Here is a 17,966-nt window from a genome sequence, read left to right as displayed (position 1 = left end):
AATCGTGCCATTTCCCGGGTGGGCGGCTCCGGGCAGGCTGGTTCACCATGAGCACTGTGAAGACGATGCGAGCCATCAGCCAGGACGTCCTCGGCGGTCCCGAGGTCTTGAAGGAAGTGGAACTGGAGCTCCCGCGGCCGCGCCCGAACCAGGTGCTGGTCCGGGTCCGCGCCGCCGGCCTCAACCCCACCGACTGGAAGCACCGGTCGACCGGCGGCTTCCTGGGCGAGCCGCCCTTCGTGCTCGGCTGGGACGTCTCCGGCGTGGTCGAGGCGGTCGGCATCGGCGTGGCCACGTTCCGCCCCGGCGACGAGGTGTTCGGCATGCTGCCGTACCCCTTCGGCAGCGGTTCGCACGCCGAGTACGTCACCGCGCCGGTCCGCGCCCTCACGCACAAGCCGTCCGTCATCGACCACACGCAGGCGGGCGCGCTGCCGCTGGTGTCCCTGACGGCGTGGCAGGCGCTGGTCGAGAACGCGGATCTCCAGCCCGGGCAGCGGGTGCTGATCCATGCGGCGGCCGGCGGGGTCGGGCACGTGGCCGTGCAGATCGCCAAGGCGCGGGGCGCGTACGTGATCGGCACGGCGAGCGCCGGCAAGCACGACTTCCTGCGTGAGATCGGCGTGGACGAGGCGATCGACTACCGGTCGACGGACTTCGCCGAGGCCGTGAAGGACGTCGACGTCGTCCTGGACACACTCGGCGGTGAGACCTCGGTGAAGTCGCTGCGCGTGCTGCGGCCGGGCGGGATCGTGGTGTCGATCCTGCCGGTCGGGTCGGACGACTTCCACGAGGAGGCGGAGCGGCTGGGCGTACGCGCGCTGAGGATGCTCGTGGACGCCGACCGGGCCGGGATGCGCGCGATCGCGGACCTCGTGGAGCAGGGGAAGCTGAGGCCCACGATCGCGCGCACCTTCACGCTGGCCGATGCCGCCGAGGCGCATGCGCTGGGCGACACCGGCCGGACCACGGGGAAGCTGGTCCTCACGGTCGACTGATCCAGGGGGTTGGAACTGCTCACCAAGGAGTGCACACAAGGCCGAATCAGCTCGATCGTGTGATCGTCCGCTTGCGGGCTTGCGGTGCCCTGGGCTGATCGGGCTAACGTGATCGTTGCGACCTGGGACACCGGGTACGGCGTCAGCGTGCGGGGCCCCTGCTCCACCAGAGGATGGTTCAGGGTCTCCCCGTCGCCTCTGGCCGTACCCACTTGGCCAGGTCGCGCAGGGAACTGGCCTCCCGGGCCCGGACCACGCACAGGATGCGTGTCGCCGCCCCGGGGCCGAGAACGCCGGGGACCAGCTCGCCCAAGACCGTTCGGGGCGCGCGGCTGAACGGACTCACTCCCGCTCAGTCCACAGGAACGGTCAGAACGTGAGCACGGGCTTGATCGCCTTGCCCGCGCGCATGTCCTGCACCGCCTGGTCGATGTCCGCGAACGGATAGGTGCTGATCAGGCGGTGCAGCGGGAGCCGCCCCTCCTTCACCAGCCGGACCAGGGCGGGGATGAAGGTCTGCGTCTCGGCGTCGCCGAGGGTGAGGCCGACGACCTGCTTGCCGCCGAGCATCCCGTTGACGTCCAGGGCGACCTCGGTGCCGAACGCCGGGGCGCCGACGATGACCAGGGTGCCGCGGGCGGCGAGCGCGTCGACGCCCTGGCGCAGGACGGCGACGTTGCCGGTGGTCTCGACGATGCCGTCCGCACCCTGACCGCCGGTGATCTCGGCGAGGGCTTCACCGAGGTCCGCCTCGCCCGCGTCGACGGTGTGGGTGGCCCCCAGCTCCCTTGCCAGCGCCAGGCGTTCGCCGACCCGGTCGACGGCGACGATGTTGGTGGCGGGGGTGAGGGCGGCGGCCATGACCGCCGAGAGGCCGACGGCTCCGGCGCCGAGGACGACGACGGTGGAGCCGGTGGCCGGCTTCAGCACGTTCCACACGGCGCCGACGCCGGTCTGGACACCGCAGCCCAGCGGGGCGATCGACTCCAGCGGTACGTCCGGGTCGACCTTGACCAGGCTGCGCTCGTCCACCAGGGCCCGCTCGGCGAACGAGGACTGGCCGAAGAAGTGCCCGCCGAGGGCCTGCCCGTCACGGCTGAGGGTGCTGCTGCCGTCGGCCCGGCAGCCGCCGATGAGGTTCAGCGGCAGCCAGGTGGCGCAGTACGCGGGGTGGCCGCCCCGGCAGTTGCGGCACTCGCCGCAGGAGGTGAAGGACAGCACGACGTGGTCGCCGGGGGCGACACCGGTGACGTCCGAGCCGACGGCCTCGACGACACCGGCGCCCTCGTGGCCCAGTACGCCGGGCAGCGGGAAGGGCAGGCCGCCGCTCGCCACGCCGAGGTCGGTGTGGCACAGGCCGGTCGCCACCATGCGGACGACCGCCTCGTGCGGGCCGGGCTCGTCGAGCTGGACGTCGCTGAGCGTGAAGGGTGCTCCGCCGGACTCGACGACGGCGGCGCGGGTGGTGATGGACATCGTGGAACTCCCTGGAGGACGCGCTCAGTCGAGCGAGACGACGACGGACTTGACCCTGGTGTAGGCGGCGAGCGCCTCGGTTCCGTACTCGCGGCCGTAACCGGAGTCCTTGACTCCGCCGAACGGGACGGCCGGGTCGAGCATCGCCCAGTCGTTGATCCAGACGATGCCCGCCTGGAGCCGTTCGGCGACGCGGTGGGCGCGGGCGAGGTTCGTCGTCTGGACGCCCGAAGCCAGGCCGTACGGCGTGGAGTTGGCGAGCAGGACGGCCTCCTCCTCGGAGTCGAAGGGCTGCACGGTGAGGACCGGTCCGAAGATCTCCTCCTGGATGACCCGGGAGTCGTTGGGCAGGTCGGCGATCACGGTGGGCTGGTAGTAGTAGCCGCCGTCGAGGTCGAGGCGTTCGCCGCCGCAGACGATGCGGGCGCCCTCCTTGCGGGCGAGCTCGACGTACTCCTCGACCTTCTTGAGGTGCTTCTCCCCTGCCATCGGGCCCACGACGGTCTCGGGCTGCCTGGGGTCGCCGACCGGTACGCCGGGGACGGCCTCGGCGAGGATGCCGAGCAGGGTGCTGTACACCGGGCGGGACACGAGCAGCCGTGGGCCGCCCATGCAGAACTGTCCGGTGTTGAAGACGAAGCCCTTGATGACGGAGCCGACCGCCTTCTCCAGGTCGGCGTCCTCGAAGACGATGTGCGCCGCGTTGCCGCCGAGCTCCATGGTGACGGGCTTGAGGTTCTCGCCGGCGATGCCCGCGGCGTGCCGGCCGACGGCGGTGGAGCCGGTGAAGGCGATCTTGTCGATGCCGCTGTGCCGCAGCAGTGCCTCGCCGGCCACCGGGCCGGCGCCGGTGACGACGTTGACCACGCCGTCCGGGACGCCCGCCTTCTGCAGCAGCCCGGCCATGTACAGGGCGCTGAGCGGGGTCTCGTCGGCCGGCTTGTGGACCACCGTGTTCCCGGCCGCGAGCGCCGGGGCGATCTTGGAGCCGGCCAGGATGAGCGGGAAGTTGAAGGGCGTGATCGCCGCGACCACGCCGAGGGGTTCGCGCCGGGTGTACGCGAGGGCGTTCATGGGGGTGTCGCGGACCGCGCCGTCCAGGGAGTAGGCGAGGGCGGCGAAGTGCTCGTAGTCGTTGGCCGCGTTCGTCACGTCGACGGCCTGGCACAGGCTGATCGGCTTGCCCACGTCCAGGCTCTCCAGCGCGGCGAGCTCGTCGGCGTTCTCGCGGATCAGCTGGGCGACCCGGTGCAGGATCCGGCCCCGCTCGCGGCCGCTCATTCCCGACCACTTGCCGCTGTCGAAGGCCTCGCGGGCGGCGCGTACGGCCGCGTCCACGTCGGCGGCACCCGCCTCGGCGACGGTGGTGACGACCACGCCTCGGGACGGGTCGACCACGTCGGTGCGCGCGCCGTCGGCGGCTTCCCGCCACTGCCCTCCGATGAACAGCTGTCCGGGTTCGATCTCGATGGTGGTCATCGCCACTCCTCAGCCTCATCGCCAAGATTTCAACCAACAGGATTCCTGTTGGTTCGCAGTCTCATTACAGACAGGTTTCCTGTCAATGCTCTAACCTGAAGTCATGCTCGACACCCCGGCAGCCAAGACACCTCCGTCTCTCCTCTACATGGTGAAGCAGGTGGAGCTGGTCGTGCGCTCCCACCTCGATGACCTGGTGAAACCCTCCGGGATCACCGCGCTGCAGTACACCGCGCTCACCGTGCTGGAGCGACACGACGGACTGTCGGCGGCCCAGCTGGCCCGTGACTCCTTCGTCACCGCCCAGTCCATCGCCGATCTCGTACGGTCACTGGAGAACCGCGGACTCGTGCGCCGGGAGCGCAATCCCCGCAACCGCCGCGAGCTGCTCATCCTGCTGACCGACGCCGGCCGCGACGTGCTCGCGCTGCACGAAGGGCCCGTGCGGGAGCTGGAGGAGCGGATGGTCCGGGACCTCACGGCACAGCAGTCCGAGCAGCTGCGCCAGGCACTCACCAAGGCCTGGCACGCCCTGTCCTGAGGCTCCGTCGTAATTCGAAGACATATGTCAATCGAACATGCTCAAATTCATTCCATCGGGGGTAACTTGCAGGGCGGGGAACGGAATTGCACGCACCCCTGCCACTTGAGGAGCCGGTTGGAGGCGACGTCGTCGTGGAGCAGGTACCCGCACCGCTCACCCGGCATCTGCGCGTCCACCAGAGCCAGGGGCACACGGTGCTGGAGTTCCGCGGGGAGATCGACATCGCCGCGGCGATGGAGATCATCCCGTACCTGGACCGGGTGACCGGGCGGCCCGACGTCCGACTGGTGCTCGACCTCAGCCGGGTCGAGTTCTTCGACTGCTCCGGGCTGCGGCTGCTGTACCGGGCCCGCAGCCGGGTGCTGGACCACGGCGGCCGGCTGCTCCTGGTCTGCACGCATCCGCTCACCCTTCGGGTCCTGCGGGTCACCGGCCTGGCCCGGCTGCTGCCGCCGATGCCGACCCTGGACGCGGCCCTGGCGCAGCCCGAGGCCGCGTCCGGCTCCGTATGACCGCGGCTACTCGGTGCGCGGCGCGTCGAACAGGGCGCTGACGGACTCACCGTTGTGAATGCGGCGTACGGCCTCGGCGAGCGCGGGGGCGACGGTCAGGATCCGCAGCTTGTCCGTGCGCTCCTGCTGCGGAACCGGCACGGTGTTGGTGCACACGATCTCCAGTACGTCGGGCTGCTCGCCGATCCGCTTGAGCGCGCCGTCCGCGAACAGCCCGTGCGTGCAGGCGACCCGGATGGAGCGCGGCCCCAGCTCCCGCAGCCGCTCCAGCAGTTCGAGGACCGTGCTCCCCTTGGCGATCTCGTCGTCCAGCACGATGACGTCCCGCCCGGCGACCTCGCCGATGACCGAGTTGATGCTGACCCGGTCGTCCGCGAACCGCTGCTTGGCGCCGGCCGCCACCTGGGCGCCGATCAGCCGGGCGAACGCTGCGGCCTCCTTGGCGTTGCCGAGGTCCGGCGAGACGACGGTGGTGCGGGACAGGTCGTACTGCCGGAAGTGCACGGCCAGCTCGCGCAGCGCGTGCAGGTGGTCGACCGGGACCGAGAAGAAGCCGTGCACCTGCGGCGAGTGCAGGGTCATCGCCAGGACGCGGCTCGCGCCGGCCGCCACCATCAGGTCCGCGACCAGCCGCCCGCCCAGCGAGATCCGTGGAGCGTCCTTCTTGTCGGAGCGGGCGTAGGAGTAGTGCGGCATGACGACGGTGATCCGCCCGGCCGACGCCCCGCGGGCCGCGTCGCACATCAGCAGCAGCTCCACAAGGTGCTCCTGCACCGGCCTGACCAGCGGCTGGACGAGGTAGACGTCCCGTTCCCGGCAGTTGGCCTGGAGCTGTACCTCCAGGCAGTCGTTCGCGAACCGGCTGACCCGGGTGGGGCTGAGCGGCACTCCGAGATGCGCGCAGACCTCCTGGGCCAGCTCGGGATGGGCGCTCCCGCTGAATACCGCGATGTCTCGCACGACCTGCTCCTCGCATGATCATTCCGGCTGCCGGGGCACATGCTACGGGCCGGGCGAAAACCGGTTGCGGAGCGTCCATGGGCGCGGGCCATGATGGGCGCGTCCGTGTTCCCTCACGTCAGGAACCTTCGCATGCGCCGACTCCTCGACAACCCCCAGCGCCCCTACTGGACGACGGTTCTCGAGGACACGACCACGCATGCACACCCTGAACATCGGAATTCTGGCCCACGTCGACGCCGGTAAGACCAGTCTGACCGAGCGGCTGCTGTTCGACCACGGCACCATCGAGCGGCTCGGCAGCGTCGACGCGGGTGACACCCGCACGGACGACGGGACGATCGAGCGGCAGCGCGGCATCACCATCCGCTCCGCCGTCGCCGCGTTCACCGTCGGCGACACCCAGGTGAACCTCATCGACACCCCGGGGCACTCGGACTTCATCGCCGAGGTCGAGCGCGCCCTGGAGGTCCTCGACGGCGCGGTGCTGCTGCTGTCCGCCGTGGAGGGCGTACAGGCGCAGACCCGTGTCCTGATGCGGACCCTGCGGCGGCTGCGGCTGCCCACGCTGGTCTTCGTCAACAAGATCGACAGGGCGGGCGCCCGCTCCCACTCCCTGCTCGACGACATCCGCCGCAGGCTGACCCCGCACATCGCACCGCTCACGGACGTGACGGGCATCGGTACGGCCCAGGCCCGTGCGGTGCCGCTGCCGGCCGGCCGGCAGCTGGCCGAGGCGCTCGCCGAGGTCGACCCCGACGTCCTGGCGGCGGTCGTGGACGGCCCCGAGCCGACCCCGGGCGACCTGCGCAAGGCACTCGCCGCGCGCACCGCCGACGGCTCCTTCCACCCCGTCCTCTTCGGCTCGGCCCTCGGCGGCCAGGGCGTCACCGAGCTGGTCGAGAGCGTCACCCGGCTGATCCCCCCGGCCCCCACGACGACGGGCCGGGCCCCACGCGGCACCGTGTTCGCGGTACGGCCCGGGCCCGGCGGCGAGCGGACGGCGTACCTGCGCCTCCACGACGGTGAGGTGACCCGGCGCCGGCGCCTCACGTTCCTGCGGCGCGAGGCCGACGGCCGGACCACGGAGGTCTCCGGACGGGTGACACGCCTGGACGTCGTCGGCGGGGCGGAGCAGCTCACCTCCGGGAACATCGCGGCTCTGACCGGCGTCGCGGGCATCCGGGTGGGCGACCGGCTCGGTGATGCCGGCGGCGACCGCGCCCCGCAGTTCGCGCCGCCGACGCTCGAGACCCTGGTCAGGGCCCGCCGCCCCGAACAGGCGGCCCCCCTGCGCTCCGCCCTGCTCGCCCTCGCCGATCAGGACCCGCTGATGCACGCCCGCCCGGCGGCCTCGGGCGCCACGGCACTGCTCCTGTACGGCGAGGTCCAGATGGAGGTCCTCGCGGCGACGCTCGCCGACGGCTTCGGGATCGAGGCCGACTTCGAGCCGGGCAGGATCCGGTTCCTGGAGCGCCCGGCCGGCGTCGGCGAGGCCTGGGACGAGCTGCCGTGGCACGACCGCACCCGCTACTGGGCGACGGTCGGGCTGCGCGTGGAGCCGGGACCGCGCGGCTTCGGCGGGATGTTCGCGTACGAGACGGAACTCGGCGCGCTCCCCCGTGCCTTTCACCAGGCCATCGAGGAGACGGTCCACGCGACCATGGCCACCGGGCTGCGCGGTACGTCCGTCACTGACTACCGGGTCGTCCTGACCCGGTCCGGCTTCTGCGCGCCGGTCAGCACCGCCGCCGACTTCCGCGGACTCACGCCGATCGTGCTGCGCCGGGCCCTGGAGGAGGCGGGGACCAGGCTGTACGAGCCGTACCACGCCTTCGAGGCGGAGGTCCCGCTGGACGCGCTGGCACCGGTCACCGCCCAACTGGCAGCTGCTGGAGCCGAGTTCACGGGGACCACGGGCGGCGACACCGTCTGGCTGATCACCGGTGAGCTCCCGGCCCGGCGGGTGCGCGAGGTCGAGCTGCGGCTGCCCGGGCTGACGCACGGCGAGGGGGTGTGGTGGTCGCGGCCGTCGGGCGACCGCGAACTCAAGCCGCACTGAACGAGCCGCCGCCAGGACACCGCAGCCGGCGCGGGCTCGCGGGTCGGCCGCCCCTCCCGCCGATCGACGGTGCCCGGCGCGAGCTCGTGGCCCACCGGCACTCGGGCCATGTGGTGCATGGAGCGCGGAGTCCTGGAGATGCTGTCTGCGCGGGTCTCCGGACGCGCCGGCCGGACGGGTTCCGCACGCCAGTGCGCCCCACTTGCCTCCATCAGCGGTATGAATCGGCCAACGACACGGTCTGCCAAGGTTTTTCAGGGGAATTCGAACAGTAGGAAGGAGGGCCGTCGCCATGACGACTCCCATCAGGCGCGTGTCCACACGTATGCCGGGCTGGGCGAAGGCGGTGAGCGCCGTGGTGCTGGTGCTCGTCGTGTTCTTCGCCGGGATCCGGCTGAGCGTGCTGCCGGGTCTCAAGGACCTGTTCGGCACGGAGACGCACGACCGTTCGGGCCCCGCACTTCTCGAGTCCATCCAGGACATCAGCCGTTACGACGCCGCCTCCGGCAACTTCCAGATCGTCGTCGACCTGGAGAAGGACACCAAATACCTGCCCGACGCGATCCGCGGCTCCCGCACCCTGTACGTCGGGGCGGGCACCGTCGACGCCTACGTCGACCTCGGCAAGGTCGGCAAGAACGACGTGACGGTCAACGCCGACCGTACGTCCGCCACCCTGCGGCTGCCGCACGCGCAACTCGGCAAGGCGGCCCTCGACGCCGACCGTTCCTACGCGGTCTCCAAACAGCGCGGATTCCTCGACCGCCTCGGCGACCTCTTCTCCGACAACCCGAACAGCGAGCAGGCCGTGCAGAAGCTGGCGGTACGGCACATCAACGAGGCGGCGAAGGACAGTGAGCTGACCAAACGCGCCGAGACGAACACCACGACCATGCTGAAGGGCCTGCTGGGCTCCCTCGGCTTCACGAAGGTGGAGGTCAGCTACGGCGCCTGACCAGGCGCCGAGTATCCCCGGCAGGCCGGCTGCGTGGCGAGCCCGGCAGGCCAGGACAAAAGGCCGGGCGCGGCGCGCGGGTGGCGACGCGCGCCGGTCTCAGCCGGAGTGCCCCGACAGCACGAAGGCGGGCCGGCCGGCCCGAGACGGCTTCGCCGCATTCTCGGCCGGTTCGCGGGTAATCGCCCTGGGACGCAGGCAAGTTGAAGACCGGAGGACCGCATGGCCCGTACAGCCTCAAGTCCACGTACCGCTTTTCGTCTGCGCTACGCCAGGTCCGGCAAAGCCACGAAGCCGGAGGAGACCGCCAAGCCCCCCAAGACAGCCAAGGTCGGCAAGGGCGGCAAGGCCGAAAGAGGCAGCAGGACCGCCAAGGCCGAGCGTGGATCGCGCTCGGCCCGGCGCGAGCGGCATTCCGTGCCCTTTCCCCTCCGCCTGCTGGCGATGCTGGGCGCTTTCGCGGTGATGGTGGCGTTCGCCGTCGTCCTGGCCCGGCTGACCCTGGAGCCCTCCCCTGCGTCGGAGGCGCTGACGCACACCAACATGCGGCCGGGGCGCTCCCTGCGGGCCTACCTGGACCAGCCCGCGCTGCGGGACGCGGTCAAGCAGATCGGCGGGAACCTGCTGCTGGGCGTCCCGTTCGGCGTGCTGGTGCCGATCGTCGCCCCGCGGACCCGCGGGATGCTGCGCGTGCTCCTGCTGACGGCGACCGTCATGCTGTTGGTGGAGTTCGCCCAGGGCGCGCTGATCACCGGCCGGGCCTTCGACATCGACGACGTCATCCTCAACACGGCCGGGGCGCTGGTGGGCTACCTCCTGCTGGGCAGGCGGATGAGCCGGGCCGTGCACAGCTGAGGCCGCAGGAGGAGGTAGCCCAGCAGTGCACGGACGACTCGACCGGCCGGCTGTGGAGCGGCACCGGGCCGCCGGGCAGAAGCGGACGGCCGGCTGAGCCGGTCGGTCAGTGGCGGGTCCAGGTGAACTTGTCGCCGCCCACCCAGCGGACCACGTCCGGGTCGTCCAGGTCGTGGACGGTGATGCCGAACGCGGCGGCGGCCTCAAGGACGTCGGTGACGGCCCTCGCCTCACCGACCACCTGGCCGTCGATCTCCACGATCCGGAAAGGCGGCGTGGTCGGCTGCACCCCGAGCACCAGGATCCGCGGGTGGGCGATGTAGGGGCTCTCGCTTTCGGTCATGTATAGAGCGTAGAGCGCAAGCCGCGTCAGGGCCGGGTCCGAGCCAGCCGCCCAGCAGGTCGACAACGGCCGCCTCGACCGCTCCTCGGGTGGCCGGCCGCCCGAAGTCCCCGTGTTCGCCCACCCGGGTGAGCGCGGGGGCGATCGTGGTCCCCTCCTCGGACCGGCCCGGGCGGTGCGCGAGGTCAGCGTGCCGCCGCCCGGCGGTGACGGCGAGCGCGACGGCGGCCAGGACGGTCGCGTGCCAGGTACGGGAGTCCTACGCCGTGATGTCGGTGCCGGACAGCCGGCGCGGCGCCTCGTCGAGATCCCCGCCGTGCAGCTCGTGCCAGGCACCCTTTTCCCCGGTACGCGAGCAGCCGGTCCCCGCCGCAGCGCTCGTACGACGCTCAGGGCCCGGTCGTCCGCGAGCGCCCGGACGTTCTCGGTGCCGCCCTTGGCCGGACAGCCGAAGGAAATCTCGCCGCGGCCGCAGGTGACGTGCTCGCGCAGCATCGGCGTCAGGCCGTAGGTCTCGCTGCTGCGGGTGTGGCGGTCGCTGCCGACGCGGAAGAATCCCAGGTCGAGCAGGCGTACCGCGCAGGCCGTGACGCGCTCCCGGCTCGGACCCCGCCCGCCGAACCGGCGGCGGCCTGCTCCCGCAGCGTGGGCAGGGCGCGGGCGACCTCGCGTACGTGCTCGTGCTCGGCCTGCTCCTGCTGGGCGCAGACCCACTCGTGGTACCGGTATTGGCGGCGTCGGCGCCGACGGCCTTGTGATGCCCGTCGGGCCAGGGGCAGATCCACACCTCGCACCAGGCGGGCGGGATGGTCAGGGCGCGGATCCGGGCCGATGCCTGATCGGTGAGCGGCTCGCCGGGGTGTCCCGGTAGCGGGAGTCGCGACCTCAGCGGACGGGTGAAAAGCCGGGACGGTCGCGGGAGTTGGTGCGCAGCCTCACGGGCGGCGCCGTTTCAGGGACGCCGCCAGTCGTCGCCGCCCAGGTGCGAGCCGGCCTGCGGGCCCATCCGGAGCATGCCGCCGTCCACGCTCCAGGAGGCGCCGGTGACGTACGAGGCCTCGGGGCCGGCGAGGAAGGCGATCACGGCCGCGACCTCGCGGGCGTCGCCGGGGCGGCCGAGCGGGACGCCGGGGCGGTCCTCGGTGTGCGGGTCGGTGTCCTCCTGACCGGTCATGGGGGTGGCGATCTCGCCGGGTGCCACCGCGTTGACGGTGATGCCGTGCTCGGCGAGCTCCAGGGCCATGACCTGCGTGAGCAGACCGAGGCCGCCCTTGGCCGCGCAGTAGGGGGCGGCGCCGACCCGCGGCTGGTGCTCGTGAACGGACGTCACGTTGACGATCCGGCCGCCGCCGCCCTGCTGGATCATGTGCCGGGCCGCCTTCTGACCGCACAGGAACGGGCCGAGCAGGTCGACGTCGATGACCTCGCGGACGTCGTCGAGTTCCAGGTCGAGGAACGGCGTCATGGTGCCCGTACCGGCGTTGTTGACCAGGACGTCGAGACGGCCGAGGCGGTCGCGGAGCTCGTCGACGGTGTCGGCGGCGGTGGGCAGCCGGGTCAGGTCCATCTGGGCGACGGCGGCCCGCTGCCCGTGGGCACGGACCTCCTCGGCGGTCTCCTCGGCGCCCTCGTGGTCGCTGTGCCAGGTGATGCCGACGTCCATCCCCGCGTCGGCCAGGCGGACGGCGGTGGCCTTGCCGATGCCGGAGTCGGCTCCGGTGATCACGGCCACCTTGCTGCGGGGTGCGGTGGGGGCGGACATGACAGGCCTCCTCGTGAACGCGGGCGAGGTGATGAGGCATCGCAGTACCCGGCCAGGTACCGGACAAACCGCCCGCCGGTCGGGTGGCCGCCCGTCTCCTGGTGCGGCCCGCGTCGGCCTGGGGAACCCTTGAGGAGGAGGTGGCGATGGATCCCGTGGAGGCCCTGGAGCGGATCGGCTTCCTGCTGGAGCGGTCCCGCGAGCCGACGTACCGGGTGCGCGCCTTCAGGACAGCGGCCCGGGTGCTGGCCGTGCTGCCCGAGGACGAGGTGCGCGAGCGGGCGGACGCCGGGACGCTGGAGTCGCTGAAGGGCGTCGGCCCGAAGACGGCACAGGTGGTGCGCGAGGCGCTGGACGGCCGGGTGCCCGGCTACCTGGAGAAACTGGAGGGCGAGGCCGCGTCCCCGCTGGCCGTGGGCGGAGAGCGGCTGCGGGCGCTGCTGCGCGGGGACTGCCATCTGCACTCCGACTGGTCGGACGGCGGCAGCCCGATCGAGGAGATGGGCCGGGCGGCGGCGGAACTGGGCCACGAGTGGGCGGTGCTCACCGACCACTCGCCGCGGCTGACCGTGGCACGCGGGCTGTCGCCCGAGCGACTGCGCCGGCAGCTGGAGGTGGTGGCGGAACTCAACGAGACGTGGGCGCCGTTCCGCCTCCTCACCGGCATCGAGTGCGACATCCTCGACGACGGCTCGCTCGACCAGGAGCCGGAGCTGCTGGAACGGCTGGACGTGGTGGTGGTGTCCGTGCACTCCAAGCTGCGCATGGACGCCCGCTCGATGACCCGCCGCATGGTGGCCGCCGTACGTGATCCGCACGCGGACGTCCTCGGGCACTGCACGGGACGGCTGGTGACGGGACGGGGGCGGCCGGAGTCGCAGTTCGACGCGGACGAGGTGTTCGCCGCGTGCGCCGAGTCCGGTACCGCCGTGGAGATCAACAGCCGGCCCGAGCGGCTCGATCCGCCGCGGCGGCTGGTCAGCCGGGCCATGACCGCGGGTGTGCTGTTCTCCGTCGACACCGACGCGCACGCGCCCGGCCAGCTGGACTGGCAGATCCACGGGTGCGCGCGGGCGGAGGAGTGCGGGGTGCCCGCCGAGCGCGTGGTCACCACCTGGGCCCTGGAGGAGCTGCTGGCCTGGAGCCGGGAGGGCCGGGTTCCGGACCGAGTGGCGATCCCCTGACGTGGTACTCGTGCGGCGACAGAGCACAGGAAGGGACGGACGAATGGAACGGGCGGCCGTATTCGACGTCGACGGGACCCTCGTCGACACCAATCACCTCCATGTCACCACCTGGTGGGAGGCCTTCCGCCAAGCGGGCCACCGGGTGCCGATGCACGCCGTCCACCGGGCCGTGGGACTCGGCTCCACCGACCTCGTCGCCCATCTGCTGGGCGACGACCGTGACAAGGACCAGGACGCGGAACTGAGCGCCGCCCACAAGGCCCTGTACGGCCAGTACTTCGACCGGCTGCCCGCGCTGCAGGACGCCGGGCGGCTGCTGCGGCGACTGGACCAGCGGGGCTGGAGGGTCGTACTGGCGACGTCCGCGAGCGGCGCGGAACTCGACGCCCTGCGGCGCGCGATCGGCGCGGACGACGCGATCGCCGCCACCGCGAGCGCCGACGACGTCGCGGAGGGCAAGCCCGCCCCCGAGCCCGTCGAACACGCCCTGGAACTGGCCGAAGTGCCTGCCGAAAGTGCCGTGTTCGTCGGCGACACGGTCTGGGACATGCGCGCGGGCGCCCGGGCCGGGGTGCGCTGCGTGGGCGTCCTGTGCGGCGGCATCCCCCGTGCGGACCTCGAGGAGGCGGGCGCAACGGCGATCTACGCCGACCCCGCCGACCTGTTGGCGTCGTTGGCCGACAGCCCTCTGAGCTGAGCCGCCCGGAGGTGAGGGGCGGCGCCACGCGGATACCCACCCGGAATGATCCGAGTGACAGATGGGGTACGCGTGCGCTCCGCCCGCCCGGCCGACGCCCTGCGGCGCGAGGCGCACGTCGTGGGGCAGGCGGTACGGGCGGTCTGGCGGGGACCCGGGCGGGAACGCGATCTGGTCGTCCAGTCGCTGAAGGCCGCGGCGGCGGCGCTGCTCGCCTGGTACGTGGCGAGCGACTGGATGGGCGACCCGATGGCCCTGATGGCGCCCTGGGTGGCGCTGGTGCTGGTGCAGGCGACGGTCTACAGCTCGCTCATGCAGGCCGCGCAGCAGTTCACGGCGATCTGCGTCGGGGCACTGCTGGCGTCGGGAGCACAGTGGCTCACCGGCGACACACTGGGTGCGCTGGCGCTGTGCGCGCCGGTGCTGATGCTGCTCTCGAACTGGCACCGCTTCGGCGACCAGGGCATCTACGGCGCGACCACCGCCGTGTTCACCCTCGCCACCGGCACGGTCACGGCGTCGGCGGTGGGACACCGGGTGGGGCAGGCGGCGCTGGGCGCGGTCATCGGGATCGCCGTCAACGCGCTCGTCCTGCCGCCGATCCATCTGCGGGACGTACGGGAGAACCTGGCCGCGCTCGCAGGGGAGACGGGGGACGTGCTGCACAGCCTCGCCTGCGATCTGCGGGACACCGACTGGGACCCGCAGTCCGCCGCGGACTGGTCGAGCGCCTCGTCACGGCTGGAGCGGCGGCTGGAGGCGCTGAGGTCGGCCCGCGGCTGGAGCCGGGAGAGCCTGCGCTTCACCTCCGGCCCCCTGCGCGCCCTGCACCGGGTGCCGCCGACCGCACCGCCCGTCGAGGAGGACGAACGCTGGAGCCGTATCACCGGCCATGTAGGAGCGCTGACCCGGACTCTGACGGTGGCGGCCGACGGCGACCGCTCACCCACCCCGCCCGACGGCCCCGCGCTGCGCTCGTACGCCCGTCTCCTGGAGCTGATCGGGGACGCGTGCCACGCGGAGAACCGGCGGCTGCTGGGCGCCGACGAGGACACCCGCCCGGACCGCGAGGCCGAGGCAAGGATGCGGAAGCTGCACGAGGAACTGCAGAGCGAGCTGGGGGAGCACGCCGCACACGACGCGGGCAGGACGGCCCTTCTGGGGACGCTGCTGCTGCAGGCGGACAACCTGTGGAACGAGGCTCTGCCGGACGCCGCCCGGTGACCGTGACACGGATCACCGCGCAGGGCGCGGGAGCATGGAACATCCACGGGTGGTTGCCCGTTGAACAGACCGTGGGTGCGGATGGGACAGTGTCCCCGGGCCTCACCTTTTGCCCACAGGGACGATCGTCCGGCTGAAGCCCTGTGGAGCCTTTCGCCGAGAGGCGACCGCCATCCGCGCCCACACCTGAACCAGCCCCGACCGTGATTCCCCCGTCCGGTCGGGGCTTTCCCTTTCTGCCCGGCGGGTCCGTGGACCGCGTGCATCGCCGACGGCCGGGTACTCGGGCGGTCCCGTCGGACCCGCGGCCGAGAGGAGCCGAAGGTGAGCAGCACAACGGGCAGCAGGATCGTGGTCACGGGCGCCACCGGCAACGTCGGCACCAGTCTGGTGCGCCTCCTCTCCGAGGACGCCAAGGTCGGATCCGTGCGGGGGCTGGCCCGCCGGCTCCCCGACTGGGAGGTCCCGAAGACGGAGTGGTCGGCGGTCGACCTGGCGTCCGACCAGTCCGACCTGATCAGGGAGTTCGAGGGCGCCGACGCGGTGGTCCATCTCGCGTGGGCGTTCCAGCCGACGCACGACCCGGCGACGACCTGGCGCACGAACGTGCTCGGTTCCATCCGGGTGTTCGACGCGGTGGCGACGGCCGCCGTACCGACCCTGGTGCACGCCTCGTCCGTCGGCGCGTACTCGCCGGGACCGAAGGATCACGCGGTGGACGAGACCTGGCCGACGCACGGCTGGCCGGACGCCGCGTACTGCCGGGAGAAGGCCTATCTGGAGCGGGCCCTGGACACGTTCGAGCGCGACCACCCCGACATCCGGGTGGTGCGGATGCGGCCCGCCTTCCTCTTCAAGCGGGAGTCGGCGAGCGAGCAGCGCCGCATCTTCGGCGGGCGTTTCCTGCCCGGCCAGCTGGCCCGGCCGGATCTGCTGCCCTTCCTCCCCGACATCCCGGGACTGCGCGTCCAGGCCCTGCACACCGACGACGCGGCCAAGGCGTACCGGCTGGCCCTGGGCATGAATGTCAACGGGCCGTTCAACCTGGCGGGCGAACCCCCCGTCGACGCGGAGCTGCTGGGCGAGATGCTCGGCGCCCGCCCCGTACGGCTGCCGCGCCCGGCGGCCCGCTCGGCGATCGCCGCCGCCTGGGGCCTGCACCTGCTGCCCGCCTCCCCGCACCTGTTCGACGCGGTCCTCAGGCTCCCCCTGATGGACTGCACCCGCGCCCGCACGGAACTCGGCTGGCGGCCGGACCACACGGCCCCGGAGGTGCTGGAGGAGTTCCTGCTCGGCATGCAGCAGGGGGCGGGCGCGAGGACGGCGCCCCTGCAGGGCCACAAGGTCGGCTGACCGTGGATTTGCGCCCTGCGCCCGGCGGCAGTCGGGCGCAGGGCGCACGGCGCGCGGTCAGGCGGAGGGTTCGTCCGGTACCGGCTGTTCCGGGTGGACGGCGCCCGATTGCGGGGCGCCTCGCCGGCCCGTTCCCGACTCGTCCGTGTCGGGGACGTCGGCGGTGGGCTCGTCGGACTCCGCGGCGTCCGCGGAGTCCGCGGCCTCGTCGGTGTCGAGGGTGTCACCTTGGGCGCGACCGGCGCCGACCTCCCACGGGTCCTCGCCGTCGTGCGCCTGCTGGTCCGGCAGGTCCCGGGGCACGGGCACCCCGTTCTCGCCGGGGCCTTCGTCGCGGTGCTCGGCCACGGTTTCCTCCCTTCGCGTGGTTCGGGCGCCACGCGAGTACCTCCGCGATGACCAGCGAAACGTCAGCGCGGCGTCGGCTCCTCCAGGGCGTGCGCCAGGTCGGCGCAGCAGGGTGGCGGAGGAGGGTGGCACAGAAGGCGACTTTCCGTCGCTCTCTTGACGCACGCCCTCGACCAAGCGCTCCGGTCTAGCGAGGGGCCAGGTCCTCGATCTCCTCCAGGGCCGCGACGAGTTCCGGGGCGACCGCCTCCTGGACCCAGCGCTGCTGGTCGGCGTCGGCTGCCCGCGGAATCGTCTCGCTGAGCATGATCAGGTAGAGGTAGGCGCGGTAGAGGGCGAGGCGGACCTGGGCCGGGGTGTCGAAATCGGCCCGCCCGCCGGCTTCCCGGTAGCCCGCGAGGAACGCCTCGTCCTTCCTGATGTCGCCCAGCAGTGCCAGGGAGACGAAGTCGGCGAGGGGGTCGCCCCAGAACATGCGCTCGCCGTCGATGAGCCCTCCGATGCGGGGCTCCTCCCCCGCCGGGCGGTCCAGGAGGATGTTCCCCTCCCACAGGTCGAAGTGGACCAGGCAGGCAGTGGTGACCTCGTCGAGCGCGGGGAGGGCGGCCCGGATCGTCCGTGCCACCTCGTCGGCGGGCCGGGGCAGTGGGGCCCGGTAGCGGCGGGCGTCGTCCAGAATCGCCTCGACCATGCCGCCGAAGGCCGTCCGCCAGTCGGATGCCAGCGGTCCCAGGGCGCCCGACGGATAGCCGAACCCGGGCCCCGTCACCGTGTGCAGCCGGGCCACCTGGCGCCCCAACTCGGTGCGCAGCGATGCGCGTTCGGGTTCGGCTCCGGGTCCGGCGAGGGACCTGTTCCACGGTTCACCGGGGCAGGCCGTCATCAGCAGATGCGGTACGGCGGTGTCGACGCCGGCCGCCTCGACGTGCGGCGCGGATACGCCGGCCTCGGCGGCCGCCCGGTAGAACTCCGCCTCGGAGACCAGGAGGCGGCTCTCGTAGCGCAGGCCCGGCACGGTCGGCGCGGGGGCGACCTTCAGCACGTAACGGCTGCCGTCGGTGAGGAGAAGTTCCTCGACGGCGTTGTAGGTGCCCCCGGTCAGCGGGCGGACGCGAGTGAGGCGGTCGGCGGGCAGGCCCGCCTCCGCCAGGACGCGTCGGGCCCGTTCCCAGATCTGCGTCGATTCCCCCACTCGCACCCGCCCCTCCCCC

Annotated in this window: 17 protein-coding genes and 1 pseudogene; 10 read left to right on the top strand and 8 right to left on the bottom strand. The window is 72.3% G+C overall.

The genetic code is table 11. The features are described from left to right. The first annotated feature begins 47 nt into the window (after nt 1-47). Nucleotides 48-998 carry an NADP-dependent oxidoreductase gene (locus tag KUM49_RS17705; protein WP_217237815.1) on the top strand — a complete coding sequence of 317 codons (951 nt, stop codon included), beginning with the start codon at nt 48-50 and terminating at the stop codon, nt 996-998. 369 nt (nt 999-1,367) lie between these two features. Here the strand turns inward: KUM49_RS17705 and KUM49_RS17700 are convergent, their stop codons facing one another. Continuing rightward, nucleotides 1,368-2,474 carry an NAD(P)-dependent alcohol dehydrogenase gene (locus KUM49_RS17700; RefSeq protein WP_217237814.1) on the bottom strand — a complete coding sequence of 369 codons (1,107 nt, stop codon included), beginning with the start codon at nt 2,472-2,474 and terminating at the stop codon, nt 1,368-1,370. Nucleotides 2,475-2,498: 24 nt separating this feature from the next. Then, entirely contained in the window at nt 2,499-3,953 is a 1,455-nt protein-coding gene (locus KUM49_RS17695; protein ID WP_217237813.1) for an aldehyde dehydrogenase, read from the bottom strand. Between the two features lie 103 nt (nt 3,954-4,056). On the opposite strand from KUM49_RS17695, the gene KUM49_RS17690 reads away from it, so the two are divergent. Next, nucleotides 4,057-4,494 carry a MarR family winged helix-turn-helix transcriptional regulator gene (locus tag KUM49_RS17690; protein WP_217237812.1) on the top strand — a complete coding sequence of 146 codons (438 nt, stop codon included), beginning with the start codon at nt 4,057-4,059 and terminating at the stop codon, nt 4,492-4,494. A gap of 134 nt (nt 4,495-4,628) precedes the next feature. After that, nucleotides 4,629-5,009 (top strand): anti-sigma factor antagonist, encoded by a 381-nt coding sequence (locus KUM49_RS17685; protein WP_217237811.1) that lies wholly within the window; start codon nt 4,629-4,631, stop codon nt 5,007-5,009. Nucleotides 5,010-5,015: 6 nt separating this feature from the next. Here KUM49_RS17685 and KUM49_RS17680 read toward each other — a convergent pair whose 3' ends face one another. Then, nucleotides 5,016-5,969, bottom strand: coding sequence for a ribose-phosphate pyrophosphokinase (locus KUM49_RS17680; protein WP_217237810.1), 954 nt, complete (start codon nt 5,967-5,969; stop codon nt 5,016-5,018). Nucleotides 5,970-6,168: 199 nt separating this feature from the next. Here KUM49_RS17680 and otr(A) point away from each other — a divergent pair, with 199 nt between their 5' ends. The 3 genes from otr(A) to KUM49_RS48355 all read left to right on the top strand — a co-directional run bounded on the left by otr(A) (nt 6,169) and on the right by KUM49_RS48355 (nt 9,841). Then, nucleotides 6,169-8,031 carry a tetracycline resistance ribosomal protection protein Otr(A) gene (otr(A), locus tag KUM49_RS17675; protein ID WP_217237809.1) on the top strand — a complete coding sequence of 621 codons (1,863 nt, stop codon included), beginning with the start codon at nt 6,169-6,171 and terminating at the stop codon, nt 8,029-8,031. A 292-nt stretch (nt 8,032-8,323) separates the two neighbouring features. Beyond that, complete coding sequence (locus tag KUM49_RS17670; RefSeq protein ID WP_217237808.1) at nt 8,324-8,986, top strand: DUF4230 domain-containing protein; 663 nt, start codon at nt 8,324-8,326, stop codon at nt 8,984-8,986. Nucleotides 8,987-9,208: 222 nt separating this feature from the next. Further along, on the top strand, nt 9,209-9,841 hold the full coding sequence (locus KUM49_RS48355; protein ID WP_254401394.1) for a VanZ family protein: 633 nt from the start codon (nt 9,209-9,211) through the stop codon (nt 9,839-9,841). Nucleotides 9,842-9,947: 106 nt separating this feature from the next. On the opposite strand, the gene KUM49_RS17660 is transcribed toward KUM49_RS48355, so the two are convergent. From KUM49_RS17660 to KUM49_RS17655, 3 genes and pseudogenes are all read right to left on the bottom strand, one after another. Beyond that, complete coding sequence (locus tag KUM49_RS17660; RefSeq protein WP_217237807.1) at nt 9,948-10,184, bottom strand: hypothetical protein; 237 nt, start codon at nt 10,182-10,184, stop codon at nt 9,948-9,950. Nucleotides 10,185-10,709: 525 nt separating this feature from the next. Further along, nucleotides 10,710-10,898 (bottom strand): annotated as a pseudogene (locus tag KUM49_RS50705) (hypothetical protein); the annotation flags it as partial. Between the two features lie 238 nt (nt 10,899-11,136). Next, nucleotides 11,137-11,946 carry an SDR family oxidoreductase gene (locus KUM49_RS17655; protein WP_217237806.1) on the bottom strand — a complete coding sequence of 270 codons (810 nt, stop codon included), beginning with the start codon at nt 11,944-11,946 and terminating at the stop codon, nt 11,137-11,139. 146 nt (nt 11,947-12,092) lie between these two features. On the opposite strand from KUM49_RS17655, the gene KUM49_RS17650 reads away from it, so the two are divergent. The 4 genes from KUM49_RS17650 (at nt 12,093) to KUM49_RS17635 (ending at nt 16,407) form a co-directional block, all read left to right on the top strand. Beyond that, nucleotides 12,093-13,130, top strand: coding sequence for a PHP domain-containing protein (locus KUM49_RS17650; RefSeq protein WP_217237805.1), 1,038 nt, complete (start codon nt 12,093-12,095; stop codon nt 13,128-13,130). Nucleotides 13,131-13,173: 43 nt separating this feature from the next. Next, nucleotides 13,174-13,830, top strand: coding sequence for an HAD family hydrolase (locus KUM49_RS17645; RefSeq protein WP_217237804.1), 657 nt, complete (start codon nt 13,174-13,176; stop codon nt 13,828-13,830). 45 nt (nt 13,831-13,875) lie between these two features. After that, nucleotides 13,876-15,054: an aromatic acid exporter family protein gene (locus tag KUM49_RS17640; protein ID WP_217237803.1), complete on the top strand. Its 1,179-nt coding sequence runs from the start codon at nt 13,876-13,878 to the stop codon at nt 15,052-15,054. A 324-nt stretch (nt 15,055-15,378) separates the two neighbouring features. Further along, the gene (locus tag KUM49_RS17635) at nt 15,379-16,407 is read left to right on the top strand and encodes an SDR family oxidoreductase (protein WP_217237802.1); all 1,029 of its coding nucleotides are present in this window, start codon (nt 15,379-15,381) and stop codon (nt 16,405-16,407) included. 57 nt (nt 16,408-16,464) lie between these two features. On the opposite strand, the gene KUM49_RS17630 is transcribed toward KUM49_RS17635, so the two are convergent. Further along, complete coding sequence (locus KUM49_RS17630) at nt 16,465-16,755, bottom strand: hypothetical protein (protein WP_217237801.1); 291 nt, start codon at nt 16,753-16,755, stop codon at nt 16,465-16,467. Between the two features lie 187 nt (nt 16,756-16,942). After that, entirely contained in the window at nt 16,943-17,947 is a 1,005-nt protein-coding gene (locus KUM49_RS17625; RefSeq protein ID WP_308406652.1) for a phosphotransferase, read from the bottom strand. Between the last annotated feature and the right edge of the window lie 19 nt (nt 17,948-17,966).

It is taken from the genome of Streptomyces sp. AC555_RSS877 (genome assembly GCF_019049245.1).
In the GTDB taxonomy this organism is placed as follows: Bacteria; Actinomycetota; Actinomycetes; order Streptomycetales; family Streptomycetaceae; genus Streptomyces.
The sequence above is the reverse complement of the archived record's forward strand: the minus strand, read 5'-3'. Positions and strand labels throughout refer to the sequence as shown.